General features: G+C 47.7%; 15 protein-coding genes, 5 tRNA genes and 1 pseudogene. 3 read left to right on the plus strand and 18 right to left on the minus strand.

Going from position 1 to position 17,845, the window contains the following annotated elements:
* The 18 genes and pseudogenes from BLQ99_RS08250 to BLQ99_RS08335 form a co-directional block, all read right to left on the minus strand.
* Positions 1-220: pseudogene (locus BLQ99_RS08250) on the minus strand (ISLre2 family transposase); the annotation flags it as partial.
* A 241-nt stretch (positions 221-461) separates the two neighbouring features.
* Positions 462-1,205, minus strand: a complete 744-nt coding sequence (locus tag BLQ99_RS15290) for a 3D domain-containing protein (RefSeq protein ID WP_281240879.1) — start codon at positions 1,203-1,205, stop codon at positions 462-464.
* 107 nt (positions 1,206-1,312) lie between these two features.
* Entirely contained in the window at positions 1,313-2,014 is a 702-nt protein-coding gene (locus BLQ99_RS08260) for a 2-phosphosulfolactate phosphatase (RefSeq protein ID WP_171904637.1), read from the minus strand.
* Positions 2,015-2,022: 8 nt separating this feature from the next.
* A complete protein-coding gene (locus BLQ99_RS08265; RefSeq protein WP_093689957.1) occupies positions 2,023-3,240 on the minus strand; it encodes a Zn-dependent hydrolase in 1,218 nt (405 codons plus the stop codon).
* A 62-nt stretch (positions 3,241-3,302) separates the two neighbouring features.
* The gene (locus BLQ99_RS08270) at positions 3,303-3,974 is read right to left on the minus strand and encodes a nitrite/sulfite reductase domain-containing protein (RefSeq protein WP_093689959.1); all 672 of its coding nucleotides are present in this window, start codon (positions 3,972-3,974) and stop codon (positions 3,303-3,305) included.
* A 108-nt stretch (positions 3,975-4,082) separates the two neighbouring features.
* Entirely contained in the window at positions 4,083-4,214 is a 132-nt protein-coding gene (locus BLQ99_RS08275; RefSeq protein WP_093689961.1) for a DUF2970 domain-containing protein, read from the minus strand.
* A gap of 134 nt (positions 4,215-4,348) precedes the next feature.
* Entirely contained in the window at positions 4,349-6,124 is a 1,776-nt protein-coding gene (locus BLQ99_RS08280) for an ABC transporter ATP-binding protein (protein WP_093689963.1), read from the minus strand.
* Positions 6,121-7,791: an ABC transporter ATP-binding protein gene (locus BLQ99_RS08285; protein ID WP_245690379.1), complete on the minus strand. Its 1,671-nt coding sequence runs from the start codon at positions 7,789-7,791 to the stop codon at positions 6,121-6,123. The genes BLQ99_RS08280 and BLQ99_RS08285 overlap by 4 nt, the downstream gene beginning before the upstream one ends.
* Positions 7,792-7,972: 181 nt before the next feature.
* On the minus strand, positions 7,973-9,886 hold the full coding sequence (locus tag BLQ99_RS08290) for a type I glutamate--ammonia ligase (protein ID WP_093689967.1): 1,914 nt from the start codon (positions 9,884-9,886) through the stop codon (positions 7,973-7,975).
* Between the two features lie 299 nt (positions 9,887-10,185).
* A tRNA-Leu gene (locus BLQ99_RS08295) sits at positions 10,186-10,274 on the minus strand.
* A gap of 134 nt (positions 10,275-10,408) precedes the next feature.
* A complete protein-coding gene (locus BLQ99_RS08300) occupies positions 10,409-11,377 on the minus strand; it encodes a bile acid:sodium symporter family protein (RefSeq protein ID WP_093689969.1) in 969 nt (322 codons plus the stop codon).
* Between the two features lie 18 nt (positions 11,378-11,395).
* The gene (ilvD, locus tag BLQ99_RS08305; protein ID WP_093689971.1) at positions 11,396-13,057 is read right to left on the minus strand and encodes a dihydroxy-acid dehydratase; all 1,662 of its coding nucleotides are present in this window, start codon (positions 13,055-13,057) and stop codon (positions 11,396-11,398) included.
* A gap of 261 nt (positions 13,058-13,318) precedes the next feature.
* Positions 13,319-13,393 (minus strand) — tRNA-Cys (locus tag BLQ99_RS08310).
* 6 nt (positions 13,394-13,399) lie between these two features.
* Positions 13,400-13,474, minus strand: a tRNA-Gly gene (locus tag BLQ99_RS08315).
* 4 nt (positions 13,475-13,478) lie between these two features.
* Positions 13,479-13,554: transfer RNA gene (locus BLQ99_RS08320), tRNA-Phe, on the minus strand.
* A gap of 7 nt (positions 13,555-13,561) precedes the next feature.
* Positions 13,562-13,637: transfer RNA gene (locus tag BLQ99_RS08325), tRNA-Asp, on the minus strand.
* Positions 13,638-13,734: 97 nt separating this feature from the next.
* On the minus strand, positions 13,735-14,139 hold the full coding sequence (locus BLQ99_RS08330; protein WP_093689973.1) for a response regulator: 405 nt from the start codon (positions 14,137-14,139) through the stop codon (positions 13,735-13,737).
* Positions 14,140-14,184: 45 nt separating this feature from the next.
* Positions 14,185-14,865, minus strand: a complete 681-nt coding sequence (locus BLQ99_RS08335) for a hypothetical protein (RefSeq protein ID WP_093689975.1) — start codon at positions 14,863-14,865, stop codon at positions 14,185-14,187.
* 127 nt (positions 14,866-14,992) lie between these two features.
* On the opposite strand from BLQ99_RS08335, the gene BLQ99_RS08340 reads away from it, so the two are divergent.
* Genes BLQ99_RS08340 through BLQ99_RS08350 form a run of 3 tightly spaced genes read left to right on the plus strand, consistent with a single transcriptional unit; the run spans position 14,993 to position 17,700 of the window.
* Positions 14,993-16,069: an ABC transporter substrate-binding protein gene (locus tag BLQ99_RS08340; RefSeq protein ID WP_093689977.1), complete on the plus strand. Its 1,077-nt coding sequence runs from the start codon at positions 14,993-14,995 to the stop codon at positions 16,067-16,069.
* A gap of 44 nt (positions 16,070-16,113) precedes the next feature.
* Positions 16,114-16,887, plus strand: coding sequence for an ABC transporter permease (locus tag BLQ99_RS08345; protein WP_093689979.1), 774 nt, complete (start codon positions 16,114-16,116; stop codon positions 16,885-16,887).
* Positions 16,888-16,902: 15 nt separating this feature from the next.
* The gene (locus BLQ99_RS08350) at positions 16,903-17,700 is read left to right on the plus strand and encodes an ABC transporter ATP-binding protein (protein ID WP_093689981.1); all 798 of its coding nucleotides are present in this window, start codon (positions 16,903-16,905) and stop codon (positions 17,698-17,700) included.
* The last annotated feature ends 145 nt before the right edge of the window (positions 17,701-17,845 follow it).

A 17,845-nucleotide genomic window follows, 5' to 3' on the forward strand; every position in this document is an offset into this window, starting at 1 on the left:
CTACCCAGCCAGGACGAAGCATCTTATCTTGTTTGATCAGCTGGTCCATTTTTTCTAAAACCGCCTTGACGATCGTGCGCCCTACGTCATGTAGTTTATTTTGTAACAGCCGCTCAAATTTCTGAAAATCCATCTCATACAATAAACGCTCAAATTCTTTCTCGTCTTCTTCCAACTTCGAAAGGATAACCTCTTTGATATATCGAATAAATACTGTCATGAAGACATCACCCCTGGGTAATCTTTTTGGATTACTCATCCCGTCGAAGGATGGTGATGTCTTCTTCTTTTTTCTTCCTCAAAAATCCTACAGTAATTTTACACTAACACAATCAAAAAATGGAAATTTATTCCAAACCGTGAGCTAGTCGTCGTATAAACCATAGCTATGGCAATATATGCGTAAAAAAACGGTGCTTGGTAAGCCACCCAATGAAAAAGGATCGGATAACCCGATCCCCTTATTCAAGTACGTACACTTTTACTTTTTTAATGCCATAGTCAAGGGCTTCACTCCGCGTATTGAAAGCCAGGTCGATACGGTTACCTTTAATGGCACTACCTTGGTCCTCGGCAATCGCTTCACCATAGCCTTCCACCCAAAGCCGGGTCCCCATAGGGATTACATTAGGGTCAACCGCGGCAACGCCTTTGCGCACTTTGCCGCCCATATAGGTCTTATCTCCCCATTTGCCGTTATCCAGCGGACCGGGGGCATAAGCGGTAGCCGTCATATCCAGGACACGCTTATAGTTTTGTGGCGCTCCCATTAGAGAATTATTAGTGCGCACACTTTGCGGCGCCAGAACATTATTAAGATTAAACAGCATGGAGATAACGGCCAATTCCTTTTCATAAGAAACCAGACGGGCGCCTAAAGTTTGCTCGACTTCTTGCCGAAGGGCGGTTTCAACATCCTTATTTAGGTTCCTGTTCGCGGCAGAGGCGATAACTGCACCCGCTTCTTTCGATTGACTTGCTTTTTCCAAGGCTGTTTTGGCGAGTAAATCCCACAACGCTTCTTTCTTGCCTTGTTCTAAATCCTTCTTTACTCTCAGCAATTCTTGCACCCGTACCATATTGGGGTCGGCAGTGACAACTTCTGCGAGCTTGTCCTCAAGAAAAGCAGCATGTACCTGCGGCAATACAGGAGAAAACATATTGATGGTCAACGCCATCAAAGTGATAACTGCAGCTTTCTTCACAATTCATCTCCTTTCCCCTCTTGCTCCCCCCATTGTACCATATTGTTTACATAATTAACAAACGGTAATTTTAACAAAAAAACCGGCCAGATAATCGGCCGGCTTATTCAGGCTATTGTAATAATGCCATCACAATATTGGGGAACTACCGCAAAAATATCGTGCCGGAGACAAAAAGCCACATCATCGGCAAAACCGATTTCACGTAAATAACGCCCGTGCGACGAAGCCATCACCGTTTCAAGCAGCTCGGAGCGAACCCCCTCGTACATGGCACGGGCGGCAAGAGCTTTATCACTAAGAGTGGCCGATAAACCGCAACAGCGAACAAGCAGACCGGCACAGAGGACGTCCTCTATGGAAAAACGTCCTTCCGTACCGGCGCAGAGAAATACAACATCCCGCCCCATGTTGGCCAAACACTCACATACAGCCGTAGCATTGACAAATCCTGCCGTAAAAACGGCGGCGGCATTGCGCGCAAAGTTCAGCGCCCTAGTTCCGTTTGTCGTCGTCATAATAATCGTTTTACCATCCACTATATTGCGTACATACTCAAACGGGGAATTGCCAAGCTGAAAGCCAGGTATTATAAGCCCTTTTCTTTCACCCGCCAGTAATGCGTCAGGAAAACGATCCTGCTTTAAAGCAACGGCCTCTGCGACCGTCGCCGCGGGGACTAGCTTCCGGCAGCCATTGGCAAAAGCCGTGGCAATGGATGTTGTGGCGCGTAAAACATCAATAACAACGACAACACTAGCAGAAGACGCTAGATAATCATCTGGCGTAAAACATACATCGATTTGCAATAAAACACCTACTTTGCCAATTCATAGAGGACTTCCGTCAATACACGGATGCCTGCCTCAATATCCTGGGGAGAAGCGTACTCATCCGGATTATGGCTAATGCCGTTAGCGCAAGGAATGAAAATCATGCCGGACGGAGCGATTTGGGCTATATTCATGGCATCATGACCCGCGCCACTATTGATATGCCGGTAAGAAACGCCTAGCTTGCGGCAAGCAGTCTCGATGACTTCAATAACATCGGAATGAAGCTGAACGGGTTTATCAGAAGATAAAACTTCGATAGCCACAGGTGTTTCCTGCGCCTCGGCAATGGTACTAACCGCATCCTTGATGTCTTGTAAAGTCTCGATGATACTTTCATGATCAACACCCCGGATATCCACCCACATCTCAACCCGCCCGGGAATAACGTTCATGACATTCGGATAAACCTTGATGGCGCCGACAGTTCCTACTGTGCCCTTATGGGATTGTTCTGACGCAACCTCCTGGACGGCTAGTATCACCATGGCAGCACTAACCAGCGCGTCCTGGCGCTGATCCATTGGGGTAGTACCGGAATGGGCGGCCGTTCCTTTAATAGTTATTTTTAACCTGGTCGGCGCAGCAATAGCGCCGACAATGCCAATTTGGACACCCTCTTTTTCAAGAACAGGCCCCTGTTCGATATGCAGTTCCACAAAAGCTTTAATCTCGCCTGGCGACCGGCTAACGCCAGACAACGCTTCAAAATCCAGCCCGCAGCGTTTCAGTACGTCGGGAAAACTATTCCCTTCCTGATCCCGCGCTTTGCTCCAGGCCAATAGATTAGCGGCGCCAACCATTGCCTTGCTGCCCATGGTGGCGAACCCGAACCGGCTCGATTCCTCGGCAGCAAAAATAATCAGCTCCACGGGATGAGTAAGAGGCCCGCGTGCTTTTAATTCTTTAATAGCGGCAAGCCCCCCTACGACGCCGACAACTCCATCGTATTTACCGCCTTCGGGGACGGTATCAAGGTGGGAACCGGTAACAACAGCGGGAGCATTGGGGGCAGTGCCATCCATACGGCCGATAACGTTACCAATCTGGTCCACCCGTACAACCAACCCTGCTTCACGCATCAACCCCATTATGTATTCCCTCGCCTGAAGATCAGCGGTAGTATAAGCCAGACGCGTAACACCCTGTTCGCCCTTACCCCACTGCGCAATACGCTCAATTGTTTCATTGACCCAGTCCATTCTTCTCGCCCCCTTCATTTTACCTTATTGTGAGTATACCCCCCAATTGGCAATTAATCCAACTAGCCCAAAATATCTTGTTTTACCTTCTCAAAGCCGAGACGGTCAATCATCATACCCATACGTTCATAGTTACGAGCATTTTCTTTATAATATGTAATAATTCTATCAACTAATGGCAAAACAGCGTCCGGCGCTACATGTTCAGCCAACAGATTTGCCAGCCGGGGTTTTATGCCCGCGTTGCCGCCAATTAGGATATGGTAGCCCTTAGGCGTTCCGATAATCCCCAGGTCTTTGATCGCCGGTTCGGCACAGGAATTCATACAACCGCTAACGCCGATTTTAAACTTTGAGGGAAGGTTCATACCATGGTAACGCTCGTCCAAGGCAAGTCCAAGCGTTACCGCGTCCTGCTGCGCCCGCTTGCAGAAATGGGTAGCCGGACAGATTTTCACACTCCGCACACATAACCCTACCGCATGACCTTTGCTCATGCCGAGTTCTGACCAGGCGGCGTCAATTTTATCCGGCTCAATCCCAACAATGGCAATCCGCTGCGCCGACGTTACCTTGAGCGCTTTCGCCCCGTATTTTTCCGCTACGTCGGCTAATTTGCGCAAAAGATTAGGATCTAAAATAATGCCACCCGGTATGTGGGGAGCAATAGCATAGGTTTCGTTATCTCTTTGCAAGATTGCGCCTTTATCCAGCATATCAGTCTTTACTTCCATGATAATCCTCCTAAACATTAATTTGGTACAAATAATTATTTGCCATTAACCGTCTAATTCCTGCAAAAAAATAACACCGTTGCCGGTGTAGTAAGAAAAGCAGGTATTCTACATGACGAAGGAAACAACCATGGTAAACAAGATAGCGGCGGCCATTACCCCGCCGATAATTAGGGCGGTACGGTTGAGATTACTGACATCATTTTTGTGATAAGCCCGTTTGCTCGTACCTTTTACCACAGCGTATCCCCCTGGAAAGAAGAATATCTACTTATAATTTTACGAATTTTGGTTGTTTTGACAAGAGCTTACAGCATTTTGTTCATAAAACCGGCATCAAAACGGATAGTTAATAGACATAGCCTGCCAAAAAACTACTGGCTGCAATAAAGCCGATAATAAAAACCACGCCTGGCCATTAACGTTTCGTGGGTCCCCTCTTCGACAACCCGGCCTTTGTGTAAAATGAGAATTTTATCGGCCCGCTCGATTGTCGAAAGACGATGGGCAATAACCAGCATACTGCGCTTTTGCCCAATCTTTTCAAGAGCGTTTTGAATCATAGCCTCGGTTTGGCTGTCAACGCTCGATGTCGCTTCATCTAAAACCAAAATATCAGGCTGGACGGCTAATGCCCGGGCCAAAGATAACAACTGCCGCTGCCCTGCGGATAGCAGCGCCCCTTGGTAACCTACTTCGGTATTATAGTGGTGCGGCAGCTCCCGCACAAAACGGTCCAAGTTGGCCATCTTCGCCGCCCAAACAATCTGCTCCGTCGTCATGGCCGGATCATATAGACTGATGTTGTCGGCCACCGTCCCTTTAAAGACATGCACATCCTGAAATACCGCTCCAATTTTCTTGCGCAGCAGACGGGGATGTATATCTTTAATATCAATGCCGTCAATGGTAATCCGTCCGCGCTGCGGTTCATAAAACCGCAGCAGTAGCCGCAGGACGGTTGTTTTCCCCGATCCCGACAGACCGGCAATACCGACAAATTCGCCCGGCATGATTTCAAAAGAGAGACCGCGCAACACCCACTCCTGCTCCTGATAGGCAAACCAGACGTTTTCAAAAGCAATGCGCCCGGTAAAGGCCAAGTCGCGCGTATATTTGTATTGGTCTTGACCCTCGGCCGGCGCTGCGTCGGTAAGTAGGTCATATACCCGTTCGGCAGCGGCAATCGCCGACTGCAGCAGATTATACTTTTCCGCCAAATCTTTAATTGGCCAAAAAAATTTTTCCACATACCGTAAAAAAGCAATAACCACGCCAACATCAATGCTTCCTGCCTTTTGCCAACCGCTCGACCACAGTACCAAAATAATTGCAATAGTATATATAACTTCTACTAATGGCCGAAATATTGCAAAGGTTCGCATTTCTTTTAGCCCCGCCCCCAGGTAATCCCGGTTCAGGGCGGCGTATTCCTGTTCTGTCCGGTTAAAGCGGGCAAAGCCCTTGACGGCGAGGATACCGTTTAATGTTTCCTGAATGAAGGTATTAATGGCGGCTGTCCGTTCACGAACTAGACGATAGGCCTGACGGGCATACTTTTGATAAGTTGCTGCCATAACAACCATCAAGGGAACAACCGCAAAAGATATTAAGGCCATTTGCCAATCCATTACCAACATGGCGATAACGATGCCGGTCAGAATGATACTATCGCCGGCAAATGCCACTAATACATCGGTATATAGATCACGGAGGGCTTCTATGTCATTAGTAACCCTTGTCACCATCCGGCCTACCGGTTGTTCCGCCGCCTCCCGGTATGGCTGTCCGGTCAATCTGGTAAAAACTTTTTGACGGACATCAAAAATAATACGCTGCCCAATATACTGAAGAAGATAAGCTTGTCCATATGCTAGCACGGCACCGGAAACAATGGTAGCCACATAGATGCCGGCAGTACGCATAAGACCTGCCGCGTCCTTAACGGCAACCTGTTCATCAATAGCTATTTTTAATAAATAGGGGCGGACAAGGTCGGCGGCCGTTCCTAACAGCATTACCAGCAGCGCCGCCGCAAACAGACCTTTGAACGGCCGGGCATAAAGCCACAGTAGCCGGAGCATTCTTTCGTCAATTCGCCGGGCGCTGTCAGTAGTATCATAGTCTTTTCCGCGAAAGTACATGCTCATTCCATATCACCGAAATCGGTTTGTTGTTCATAAAGCCGGCGGTATAGCCCATTTCTGGCAACCAACTCGTGATGGGTACCTTGTTCCACTATGCAACCTTTATCAATGACGACAATTAAATCGGCATCTTTTACCACCTTAACCCGTTGAGAGACCAGGATAGTGGTGCAACCTTGAATTGTTTCCCGTAAATTAGCGAGCAGTTCGGCCTGGGTCTGGTAATCAAGGGCGGAAAAAATATCGTCAAGCAGCAATACCGGCGGCTTTTTAATAAGGGCTCGGGCAATACTGATACGCTGTTGCTGCCCGCCAGAAAGAACTCTTCCTCTTTCTGCTAACAGTGTTTCGAACCCGAAAATTTTTTTATCAATCGCCTCTTTTACAATAGCTTTCCTGGCCGCATCCTCAATCTCTGTTCGCGAATAAGCCTTATCAAAGCCGATATTGTCCCCTACCGTCCGGGCGAAAAGAATGTTTTCCTGAGGAACATAGCCGAAAGCCTGCCGTAAACCAAAACAGTCTATTTCATGTATTTCCCGGCCGCCGATATAAATGGTGCCAACCGGCGGTTCGTATAGGCGGAGAAGCAGTTTGAGTAATGTAGATTTACCGGCGCCGGTAGGACCGACAATACCAACCGTCTTGCCAGGCGGCACCGTTAACGAAAACTTTTGCAAGGCCGGTTTTTCCGATAATCTATACCGGAATGATAAATTTACGATTTCAATGGCACTATTACGCAAATCAGGTATTGATGCTTCGGCGTAACATTCGTCCGTCCGTTCTGTCAGAATATTGGCCAGACGGGTTAGCGACGCCGTGCCGCGCTGGATAATGTTAATCAAATAGCCAAGTCCCATGACCGGCCAGATAATAAGCCCTAAATAGCCAATAAAGGCGGTAAAATCGCCAACAGTAATTGTACCTTCGATAAGCAGTAAACCACCGACATACAGGGCTATGGCATAACTCACAAGCGGCGCCAGATGGGTAAGCGGTATATACGCCGCCTGTAACTTCGCCATAGCCATGTTACTGGCCATCGCCTTTTCGCTCTCGGCTTTAAATTTTGCCGCCGCCCTCTGCTCCGCGGCAAAACCTTTAATAACCTGCAGTCCGGAAAATATTTCCTGGGAAAACGCCGTCAAGGCGGCAAACTGTTCCTGAACGGCCCGAAACCGCCGGTGTACAGTATCGCCCATCCAGGTAGCCAATACTAAAATCACTGGCAGCGGTAGAACGGCCAATACAGTTAACCCCCAATGGATTTGGCTCCCCATGACCAAGAGCGACACCAGCCCCATAATAACAGCATCAACGAACAACATGCTGCCAAGCCCAACGGCAACCCGGACTGCGGAAATGTCGTTGGTAGTCAACGCCATAATCTGCGCCGGTCCGTGCCGGTCATAATAATCCATCGGTAAACGCAAAGCATGCTGGTACAACTGTTCGCGCAGGTAAAATTCTAAAAGCCGGGCGCTACCCATAATTCCTTCCCGGTACAAATACCGAACCAAGGCAATAGCGGCCGTAACGACTCCCAGCAGTATGAGGTCACGGTTTAAAGCGTTGTCTGTGGTAGCAAGATGATCGATAGCGTTGCCAATTAGGCGGGGAATATATAGTTGCAGGATATCGGCAACCATTAAAAAGATAATGCCCAAACAATAGCGCCGCCATATCTTGCGAAAAAAGGGATACAAAAAAAGTAAATGCTGCAGTAGACATCACCTCTTGCTTTTATACAATTAACCTTATTGACTAATAATCCCTTTCGAAAACAATAAAAACTGACCGCCAAAACAGACGGTCAGTTTTTATTGTTTATCTGGATGCTAAATTTTATTAGCAGTCATGAATCATATTTTTTTTGTATTGGGAGTAGAGGTTTTGCAACTCGACCATCCGCTCGGACATCTCGATCTGAAGATCGGAGGCAGTAGCGTAATCGCCGGCTTGGATAGCTTCTTTTATGCGACTAAATAGTGACTTGTGGGCCATAGAATCTTTGGCCAGATATACCCGCAGGCTATTGATTTTTTCCCACATATACATGTCATAATCACTGGCATTGGCCGCATCGTGAAGACATTTGCATTCCTTAACGATTTCAAGGTTCTCCGGAATTATGCGGTTGATAAGCTCAGTCCGCCACCGCAGCAAGGCGCCTGCCTTGAAAGCGTCGATAATTTCCTGACGGAAAGCGTTGCTTGCCTTAAGAACCGCTAACTTCTCCGGATACTTAGTCAGGTTTTGCATATTTTCCCAGACAGTGGCAGGCGGTTTACCAAAGAGACGGTCGCGCTCTTCCGGCGAATAATCGTCAAAGACGTCATGCTCACTACGATACGCCCGATCAGTCTCAAGATAAAAACCAGGTACACCTGCATCTTTTGAAAGTTCGGCTTCCAGTTCTTTCAGCGTTCTGCCCGATTCCAGAGCGGCCTTGATTCCATCCAGCATGGTGATGTAAAAAGCAGCAATGGCAATATACGTATTAGTGTAAGGGTTGGGTGACCGCACTTCAAAACGAGTAGCCAGCGGATTAGTAACGTCGCGGACGAGGCCGGCGAGAATGGTCCGGTTACGCGACGGCACTTCCGGCGAATGACCAAGCGAAGTCACAATGCATACCGGCGCCTCAAAGCCAGGCTTGAGCCGGTTTAAAGAGTCATTGGTCGCCGAAACGAAAGGATTAACTACCTCATAGTTCTTCAGTAGCCCCATGATGGCTCCATAGCCAATGGCGCTTAAAAAGTCTTTTTTCATGTCTGCGGGAGCAAAAAGATTGACAATTTTACCCGATTTTAGTTTAGCAGCCATACCGATATGGGTGTGTTCGCCATTACCCGCAACACCAATAATGGGCTTAGCCTTAAACGTAACATCCAGACCATTAGCCCGGAAAACTTCCCGGATTACAATGCGAGCTTGCAGTTCATTATCCGCGGTTTGCATCGGTGTGGAATAGCGCCAGTCAATCTCTAACTGCTCCATAACATGGCTGAGGTGCCCTGCTTCATCAATTTTCGCCTTGACACCGCCGACTTCCTTATGCCCCATTTCCGGTTCAAGCCCATAATTGGCAAGCAATAATAAGGCCTGTTCCATGGCGGTGCGGACTTCACCGCGCGTGCGTTGCCAGTATTGTTCCTGCATGACCTGTGATGCGCGCAATTCCTCAACCTGAGCTTTATTGGCCGGCGTCTTAACCCAAAATTCCAGTTCAGTGGCTGCCGTAAAGATAATGTCATCGATTTCGTCGACATTGACATGTTCTAAGCCGGGGATATGCTTATACTTACTGAATAATTTCATAAGTTCGCTTTTTACATATTCCAGCCCCGTGGCTAAAATCGAGCGCGAGTCAACCCGCACACCATTATGCACAAGGAAGGCTGGGATGCGCAAAGTACCGACCGGTTTGCCGGTTTCTTCATCAATATGTTCATAGTTATAATCAACAAACCAATTGACATTTGGATCGGCTAGCATATCAACTTTTGCATTGTTAAGAGTGGCAATTCCGGTCAGCACTACCGAAGAACCATCTGTTTGCACAGCCGTACCGTTAAAAAAGTCGTCCATATTTTCCAATAAAAACTTAATGGGAATTTTTTCATCCGTATCATTGCCTGCCAGGTCAATACCTACTAAAGAAGCAAATTTAATTTCCGGATGTTCCCGAAGAAGACTTAAAATTTCGTCTTTGCTGAGTTTGCCCGCGGGAACCACATACAGTAAATCTTTCTTAACCATCATGTTTCACCTCTGCCTTTAGTTTGTTACAGGCCACTCGTGTCAATACAAAATAAGACAAAACTCCCCCGCACTACGTACAGGGGAGTCTTCATTGACTCGAGTTATTCTTATGTTTTTATTATAGCAAAGTTTTTCTTTTTGTCTAGAGGGAAGTAAATTTTTTAGTTTTCAAACTGAATGTTGGGACAGCAAATATATATTCGCCCCAATATTTACAATATGTTGATCTTAATAATAAAGATAAAGACAGCCAAAAAACAAAAATGCTTCGCCAGTCCGCGAAGCTCTAATTCCATTGGTGCCGAGGACCGGAATCGAACCGGTACGGGTGTTACCACCCGAGGGATTTTAAGTCCCTTGCGTCTGCCAGTTCCGCCACCCCGGCGAATATCAGGACAATAGTAATTATAGCTTAAAAAACAATATTTAGCAAGCTGCCAGCGGCGATAATGTGATTATCTTGGATAATGTCACCTTGTAGATTAGCGCGATAAAATGCCAGTCGATAAAAACGGCCAATTATGCCCCTGTTTTGGCGTCCGGCGTTTTCATTGGCTGCTTGCCAGCCTGTCTTGCCCACCATGAAGCTAAGGCCGGCCCGGAGATGTTGTGCCATACACTGAAGATGGCGCTTGGCAGCGCGGCAACAGGTGATAAGTGTACCATTGCCAATGCCGCGCCCAGACCGGAGTTTTGCATGCCTACTTCAAAGGATATCGCCTTAGCCTTATACTCGCTCATGCCGCAGAGTTTGCGGGCTACGATATAGGCGAACAGATAGCCGCATAGGTTATGTAGCATAACGCCAATGATGACCAGCCCTGCTACAGAAGCCAGGCGCTGCGCGCTGGCGGCGACAACAGCGGCCACAATGGCAATGATAGCAAGTACAGAAATCATCGGTACGACTTTAATAAATTTCTGGACGGCGACCCCCAAAACTTGCCGGATGACCACCCCGGTGACGATAGGTAGCAGGACGATTTTCAGAATATCAATCAATAAAGCGGTGGCGTTAACGGGAATATATTTGCCCCCTAACCAAAGGAAGAGATACGGCGTGACAAAAGGAGCAATAAGAGTGGTAACGGAACTTACCGTGACAGATAGAGCTACATCGCCTTTAGCCAAGTAAGTCATAACATTCGAAGCCGTACCGCTCGGAACACAACCGACTAGAATAAAACCAGCCGCTAAATCAGGGTTCATACCAATGACGGAGGCAATCAACACCCCTAACAGGGGCATAATAATAAACTGCAGCAATACACCGATAACAACATCACGGGGACGTTCAAATACGGCCACAAAGTCATTTTTGGTCAGCGTCAGGCCCATGCCCAACATCACTATGCCCAGGAGCAGTGGAATGTGAGGGGTAATTTGTTTAAAAGGCGCCGGATTGGTAAACGCAAAAGCGGCGGCGGCGATAACCAGAAGAGCAAAATAATCGCTCAAAAATTTTACAACCCGTTCTATAGTATTCATTCTTCTACCACCTTCATCCTATTTAAGGATAGCACCCGTGCTGGCCGACGTTACCAATTTGGCATACCGGGCAAGATAGCCTTTTGTCACTTTAGGTTCGGGCCTGACCCAAGCAGCGCGCCGCCGGGCCAATTCCTCGTCGCTAAGCCGCACGTTCAGTTTGCGCGCCGGGATGTCGATCTCAATAATATCACCTTCTTCAATCAAGGCCAGATTGCCGCCTTCGGCGGCCTCAGGCGAAATATGTCCGATAGCGGCCCCGCGCGATGCACCCGAAAACCGGCCGTCAGTGAGTAATGCTACATCTTTATCAAGACCCATACCGGCGATTACGGCTGTCGGATTAAGCATTTCCCGCATACCTGGGCCACCTTTTGGGCCTTCATACCGGATGACAACCACATCGCCCTTATTAATTTGCTTGTTGATTAAGGCGGCAATAGCGTCCTCTTCCGAGTTAAAAACGCGCGCCGGACCACTGTGGCGCAACATATCCTCTGCTACGGCACTCTCCTTAACAACCGCCCCATCCAGCGCAATATTACCACGGAGAATAGCAATTCCGCCTGTCTTACGATAAGGGTTCTCTACACTACGAATGACATCTGGCCGTTTAACTGCCGCACTGGCAATATTTTCGCCTACTGTCCGGCCATTAACCGTCAGGATTTCCGTATTAATGAGGCCCAGCTTACTAAGTTCTTTCATGACAGCAGCAATACCGCCTGCTTCGTGCAGATCCTGGATGTGGTGCGTTCCGCCCGGGCTAAGTTTCGTAATATAAGGTGTCTTGCCGCTGATTTGGTCAAATAGTTCCAACTCTAAAGTAATACCAGCTTCATGAGCGATCGCCGGCAGGTGAAGGACGGTGTTAGTGGAGCCGCCAATGCCCATATCCACGGTAATCGCGTTTTTGAACGCCTCCAACGTCATTATGTCGCGCGGCCGGATATTCTGACGGACAAGTTCCATTATGCGTTTACCCGCTTCTTTAGCTAGCATTCGTCTCGCGCCAAAATTAGCGGCGGGAATCGTGCCATTGCCCGGCAACCCCATGCCTAACACTTCCGTTAAACAGTTCATGGTGTTGGCAGTAAACATGCCGGCACAGGAACCACACCCCGGACAAGCGGCCATCTCCATCTCATGGAGTTCCTGGGCGGTAATTTGTTGAGACTCATAAAGGCCGGCTGCTTCAAACATATTACTTACGCTAATGTCACGGCCGTTGTAGCGTCCGGCCAGCATCGGCCCGCCGCTGACAACAATGGCCGGAATGTTGAGGCGCGCCGCTGCCATAAGCATGCCGGGAACAATCTTATCGCAGTTAGGAATTAGTACTAATCCGTCAAATTTGTGGGCAATAGTCATCGCTTCGATGCTGTCGGCAATCAGTTCACGACTGGCCAGAGGGTACTTCATCCCTTCATGCCCCATGGCGATGCCGTCGCAAATACCGATGGCGGGAAATTCAACAGGCGTGCCACCGGCAGCAATTACGCCGTGCTTGACGGCCTCGGCGATGGTATCAAGATGAATATGACCGGGAATAATTTCGTTTTGGGCGTTCACGATGCCGATAAGCGGCTTTGCCAGATCTTCCGGCGTATAGCCCATAGCGTAAAATAAGGAACGGTGCGCGGCCCGGGTAGAGCCCTTTTTGACTTCGTCACTAATCAATTAAATCACCTCATTGCTTTTTTTAGGAAATTTATTTCTGTTTTTATAATTTCATTCGTCATAAATCTCATCAATCCTCCTGTAGAAAACAACAGTGTATACAAAATGCATATAAAACGTAAACAAGACTAAATAAACCCTTTATTTTCTATGAAAGGGCAAAGATTTACAAAAAAAGGGTACCTATCAGGCCCCCACAATCTATATTTCCCGATATAGCAAAAAACTCCAGTCCCATGTAGACTGGAGTTTTTTGCTGTTTGGAGGCGGCACCCAGATTCGAACTGGGGAATAAAGGTTTTGCAGACCTCTGCCTTACCACTTGGCTATGCCGCCATAGTATGGAGCGGAAAACGGGATTCGAACCCGCGACCCTCGCCTTGGCAAGGCGATGCTCTACCACTGAGCTACTTCCGCCCGATGGTGCCTCAGGGCAGAATCGAACTGCCGACACGAGGATTTTCAGTCCTCTGCTCTACCAACTGAGCTACCGAGGCATTAAGATGGCGACCCCGATGGGACTTGAACCCACGATCTCCGCCGTGACAGGGCGGCATGTTAACCACTACACCACGGGGCCACGATGCAATCGCATTAGTTATTATATAAAATCAGAAGGTTACTGTCAACACCTAATTTTCATGTACGCTGGCCATAACCTTACTGCGGATAATATATTATCCCTTTTTGCTGTTATTGTCAAGTGTTTCTGTGAAAAATCGTGATACCAACACTTTATTAATGGTCTCCACAACCTGACTAGGAACAAAAGGCTTTACGATAAAATCTGACGCACCGGCTTTTAATGCCTCCGTAATAATACTTCGCTGGCCAACCGCCGTTACCATTATAATCCGTGCGAGCGGATCTTCTTCATGAATAAGCCTGACAGCTTCAATTCCATCCATTTTCGGCATTGTTATATCCATTGTCGTAAGGTCGGGCCGGTACTGCCGGTACATTTGAACGGCCTGTCTACCGTCACTAGCTTCCCCTATCACTTCGTGGCCATGATCTACGAGCACTTTCTTCAGCATCATCCGCATAAAGGCAGAATCGTCACAAATAAGTATTTTGGCCAATGTTTTAGCCTCCTCGTCCTGTAGCACCACCAATCCCCAACTGCATTAGTCAGATACCTTTTCCATATTTAGCTGCTTCCTTAAATTTTGCAGCGTGATCTGGAGATTAGCTTTAATGTTTTCTTCCAGCTCGGCAAGCGTCTTGGCATCAAAAGCGCTTACAACCTGCGGCGTTCGCCGCACGCGCAGCTCGCCAAAAAACTCATCACGATAAATGTTATAAAAGATAAGCAAACCGCTTTCAGCGGCAAAATCGCTATAATCAATTATAATATATGACCCGTTGATCCCCCTAACCGGCTCAGTAGGACGGATAAATAAATCAAATCCGGCTACTTTCTCCGGGAGCTGGCCGCCAAAAGGCCACTCGATGATTTTCTTAGCCCGAAATACACTACATAGTGAAGTCTGGTCAAAACCGGCGAGACTACGCAGCGACTGCTCCATGTTGGCCGCTAAAAGGGTTTCGAACGTATTGAGATCATCAGCGATAAAACGGATATCGTAAAATTCCGTTAAGCCAATGACAAGACGCACAAAATACTCTTTCGTAGTTTGGTCATAGAGAACCGAGAAATTCCGGCGCCGGTTTAGATTGCTGTATGTAAATATGCGGTACTGAGTTCCGTACTGCTTGAGTTCTACGACAAGCCGAAAATCCATCATCGTTTCGGGCAATTGCCGTAAAAAAGGCCATTCATTTATCTGCTGAATTATTTTCTCCATATTTTATCCTCTCACCTGTTTACAATAATTATTTCGGTGTCTGCTGAAAAAAACCTGCTTCATGGTAACCTCTGATCGCCATCCTGAATAGTATGAAGTAGTTTTTAAGAGGCTAGGAGGGATTTGAATGAAGAAACGTCTACTGGCAGCATTGGTGGCCCTAATTGTAGCGGCCCTGCTTATCACGGCTTGCGGCCAAAAACCATCCGCTCAAGTAACGCCGCAAAAAGGGCCGGCATGGGCGCCGAGTCTCGCTCCCCTGCCCCAGGAGGTAGTCGTCAAAGTCGGCATGAAGCAGGTAGTTTCGGATGCCGGCATCTTAATTGGTATGGCAAAAGGTTACTACCAAGACCTGGGTATTAAAATCGAACCTGTTCAGTTTAATTCCGGTCAAGAAATGATCAACCAGTTAGCCGCCGGTCAGCTAGATGTCGGTGCGACCGTCACCGCATCAGGCCTATTTAATGCCATGTCACGTGACATCCCTGTCAAAATTGTGGCCGACAAGGGCATTAACGTTCCCGGGAAAGGTTATTACCGCCTTGTCATCCGCAAAGACCTTGTTGATACCATAAAGGACTATAAAGACTTGCGTGGGCGAAAAATTGCCATCGTTGGCACCGCATCCCTTGATGAAATTGCCCTCGTACGGACCCTGCAAAAAGGCGGCCTAACCACCAAAGATATTGATCTACAGGTAATCCGCGCCTTCCCCGATATGCTGGTATCCCTCGGCAACAAGAGTATCGATGCCGCTATGGTGATTGAACCCTTCGTTACACAGGGAATGGTTAAAGGAATTCTTGACCCCTGGAAAGATCCATCAGAATATGATCCCGATGCGCAAACGGCCCTGCTCGTATTTGGTACCAGCATGACGAAACGTCCCGAAGTGGCTAACCGCTTTATGACAGCCTATGTCAAAGCGCTGCGTGATTATAATGACGCTTTCTTCAAAAACAAAAATAAAACCGAGATCGTTGATATTCTGTGCAAATATTCGGTAGTAAAGGATCCAGCCCTGTACGATAAGATGTTTCCGACAGGACTCAACCCCGATGGCTATGTCCGCATGAAAGGCATTGCCATGGATTTAGAATGGTATAAGGCCAACAACCTCCTGAAGTCGGATATTAAACTGGAAGACGCGGTAGATAACAGCTTTGTTGACTTTGCCGTCAACGTATTAGGTAAATATAAATAATCAACTTTTAAACTTTTACTTACATTTTCCGGGAGGTGAGGTGCATGGCAAAACTGCCGCACAGCAACCTAATAATACGCATCTTATCTGTTCTATCGCCACTGACCATCCTCTTGCTGTGGGAATTCCTGACCCGGATTAAAGCAATTGATACACGGTTGTTTTCGAGCCCCAGCCTGATATTGCAAACCTTTTTTCCCCTGCTGCTGTCAGGCGACCTGCTATATAACACCTTCATCAGCATTCAGCGCGTCCTTTGGGGATTTCTGGCTGGGGCTATCCCCGGCATTGTCTTGGGAATGAGCATGGGACTGTCACCAATATTGCGCTCGGCTATTGAACCAATGATTGCCGCTACCTACCCTATACCGAAATTGGCAATTATGCCGCTTATCCTGCTGATTTTCGGCCTAGGTGAAGCCTCCAAAATATTTACCATAGCAATTGGCGTCTTTTACCTCGTCGTCATTAACACAATGGCCGGTGTACTCAATATCGATAAAATTTACATCGATGTTGCCAAAAATTTTGGCGCCAGCCGCAAAGATTTTTATCTTACCGTTGCCTTTCCTGGCGCGTTGCCGATGATATTCGCCGGTCTTAAACTTGGCATGGGCATGGCCCTTATCCTTATTGTCGCCGCCGAACTGTCGGCGGCCAAGGCCGGGGTGGGTTGGATGATATGGCGGGCCTACGACATGTTCGATATCGAGCAAATGTTTGTCGCCTTAATGATGTTGTCTGTCCTTGGATATTTGTTCTCTCTGCTACTTGACCTAATTGAGCGTTTGGTCCTGCCATGGAAACAACAATGCTGACAGGAGGTCGGTGAAATGCCTTATGAAAGCGACAGTATCATAATTCGCAATGTCAGCAAGGAATTTCATACCCGGTCCGGCAAAGTAACGGCGCTCCACAATATTAATCTTACCATTGGCCAAGGTGAATTTTTTTGCATTGTTGGTCCAAGCGGCTGCGGAAAGACGACATTGCTCAGAATTTTAGCCGGGCTGGAAACGGCAAGTGAAGGCGACGTCATTGTTAAAACCATCGATGCCAACCGGCCCGTCAACTCGATGGTCTTCCAGGAACAATCAATTTTCCCGTGGATGACGGTGATAGAAAACGTCAGTTACGGATTGCGGATACGGGGAATCCGCAAGAAGCTTCGTGAAGAAATTGCCGAAAAATACATCCGGATGATCGGGCTTTCCAAATTTGCCCATTCCTATCCCTGCCAATTGTCGGGCGGCATGAAGCAACGCGTAAGTGTCGCCCGTGCTTTTGCCAACGACCCGGAAATATTGCTGATGGATGAGCCCTTCGGCGCTCTCGACGAACAAAATCGCATTATTTTGCAGCAAGAACTGCTAAGAATTTGGGAGCTTGCCCGTAAAACGACAGTTTTTATCACTCATAGTATTGACGAAGCCCTTTGCCTGGGCGACCGCGTCATGGTAATGACCGCTCACCCAGGAACCATCAAGACAATTATCGATGTTGATCTACCGCGTCCCCGCGATATTGCCACTATTCGTACCAGTATGCGTTATAACGAACTCTATCAGACTATCTGGTGCAACCTGCGGGACGAAGTAATGAAAGTTAAAGCCCAAGAGCTAAATGAGTAATTTTGTATATAAAAACCCACGGAGTGCAGTTTCCGTGGGTAATGTTGTTTCGCCAAGAGCAGTAGGACTCGCCCCCATAACCAACGGTTTGGAGACTACTGCTCCCCTATTGAGGTATGCTCCTATGGAAGGAAAAAACAGAATT

The sequence above is a fragment of the Sporolituus thermophilus DSM 23256 genome, assembly GCF_900102435.1.
Lineage (GTDB): Bacteria > Bacillota > Negativicutes > Sporomusales > Thermosinaceae > Thermosinus > Thermosinus thermophilus.

Excerpts from the sequence above, each read along its gene's own strand:
- BLQ99_RS08265 (WP_093689957.1), bottom strand. The coding sequence starts at position 3,240 with ATGGACTGGGTCAATGAAACAATTGAGCGTATTGCGCAGTGGGGTAAG.
- BLQ99_RS08270 (WP_093689959.1), bottom strand. The coding sequence starts at position 3,974 with ATGGAAGTAAAGACTGATATGCTGGATAAAGGCGCAATCTTGCAAAGA.
- BLQ99_RS08280 (WP_093689963.1), bottom strand. The coding sequence starts at position 6,124 with ATGAGCATGTACTTTCGCGGAAAAGACTATGATACTACTGACAGCGCC.
- BLQ99_RS08290 (WP_093689967.1), bottom strand. The coding sequence starts at position 9,886 with ATGGTTAAGAAAGATTTACTGTATGTGGTTCCCGCGGGCAAACTCAGC.
- BLQ99_RS08300 (WP_093689969.1), bottom strand. The coding sequence starts at position 11,377 with ATGAATACTATAGAACGGGTTGTAAAATTTTTGAGCGATTATTTTGCT.
- BLQ99_RS08335 (WP_093689975.1), bottom strand. The coding sequence starts at position 14,865 with ATGGAGAAAATAATTCAGCAGATAAATGAATGGCCTTTTTTACGGCAA.
- BLQ99_RS08340 (WP_093689977.1), top strand. The coding sequence starts at position 14,993 with ATGAAGAAACGTCTACTGGCAGCATTGGTGGCCCTAATTGTAGCGGCC.
- BLQ99_RS08345 (WP_093689979.1), top strand. The coding sequence starts at position 16,114 with ATGGCAAAACTGCCGCACAGCAACCTAATAATACGCATCTTATCTGTT.
- BLQ99_RS08350 (WP_093689981.1), top strand. The coding sequence starts at position 16,903 with ATGCCTTATGAAAGCGACAGTATCATAATTCGCAATGTCAGCAAGGAA.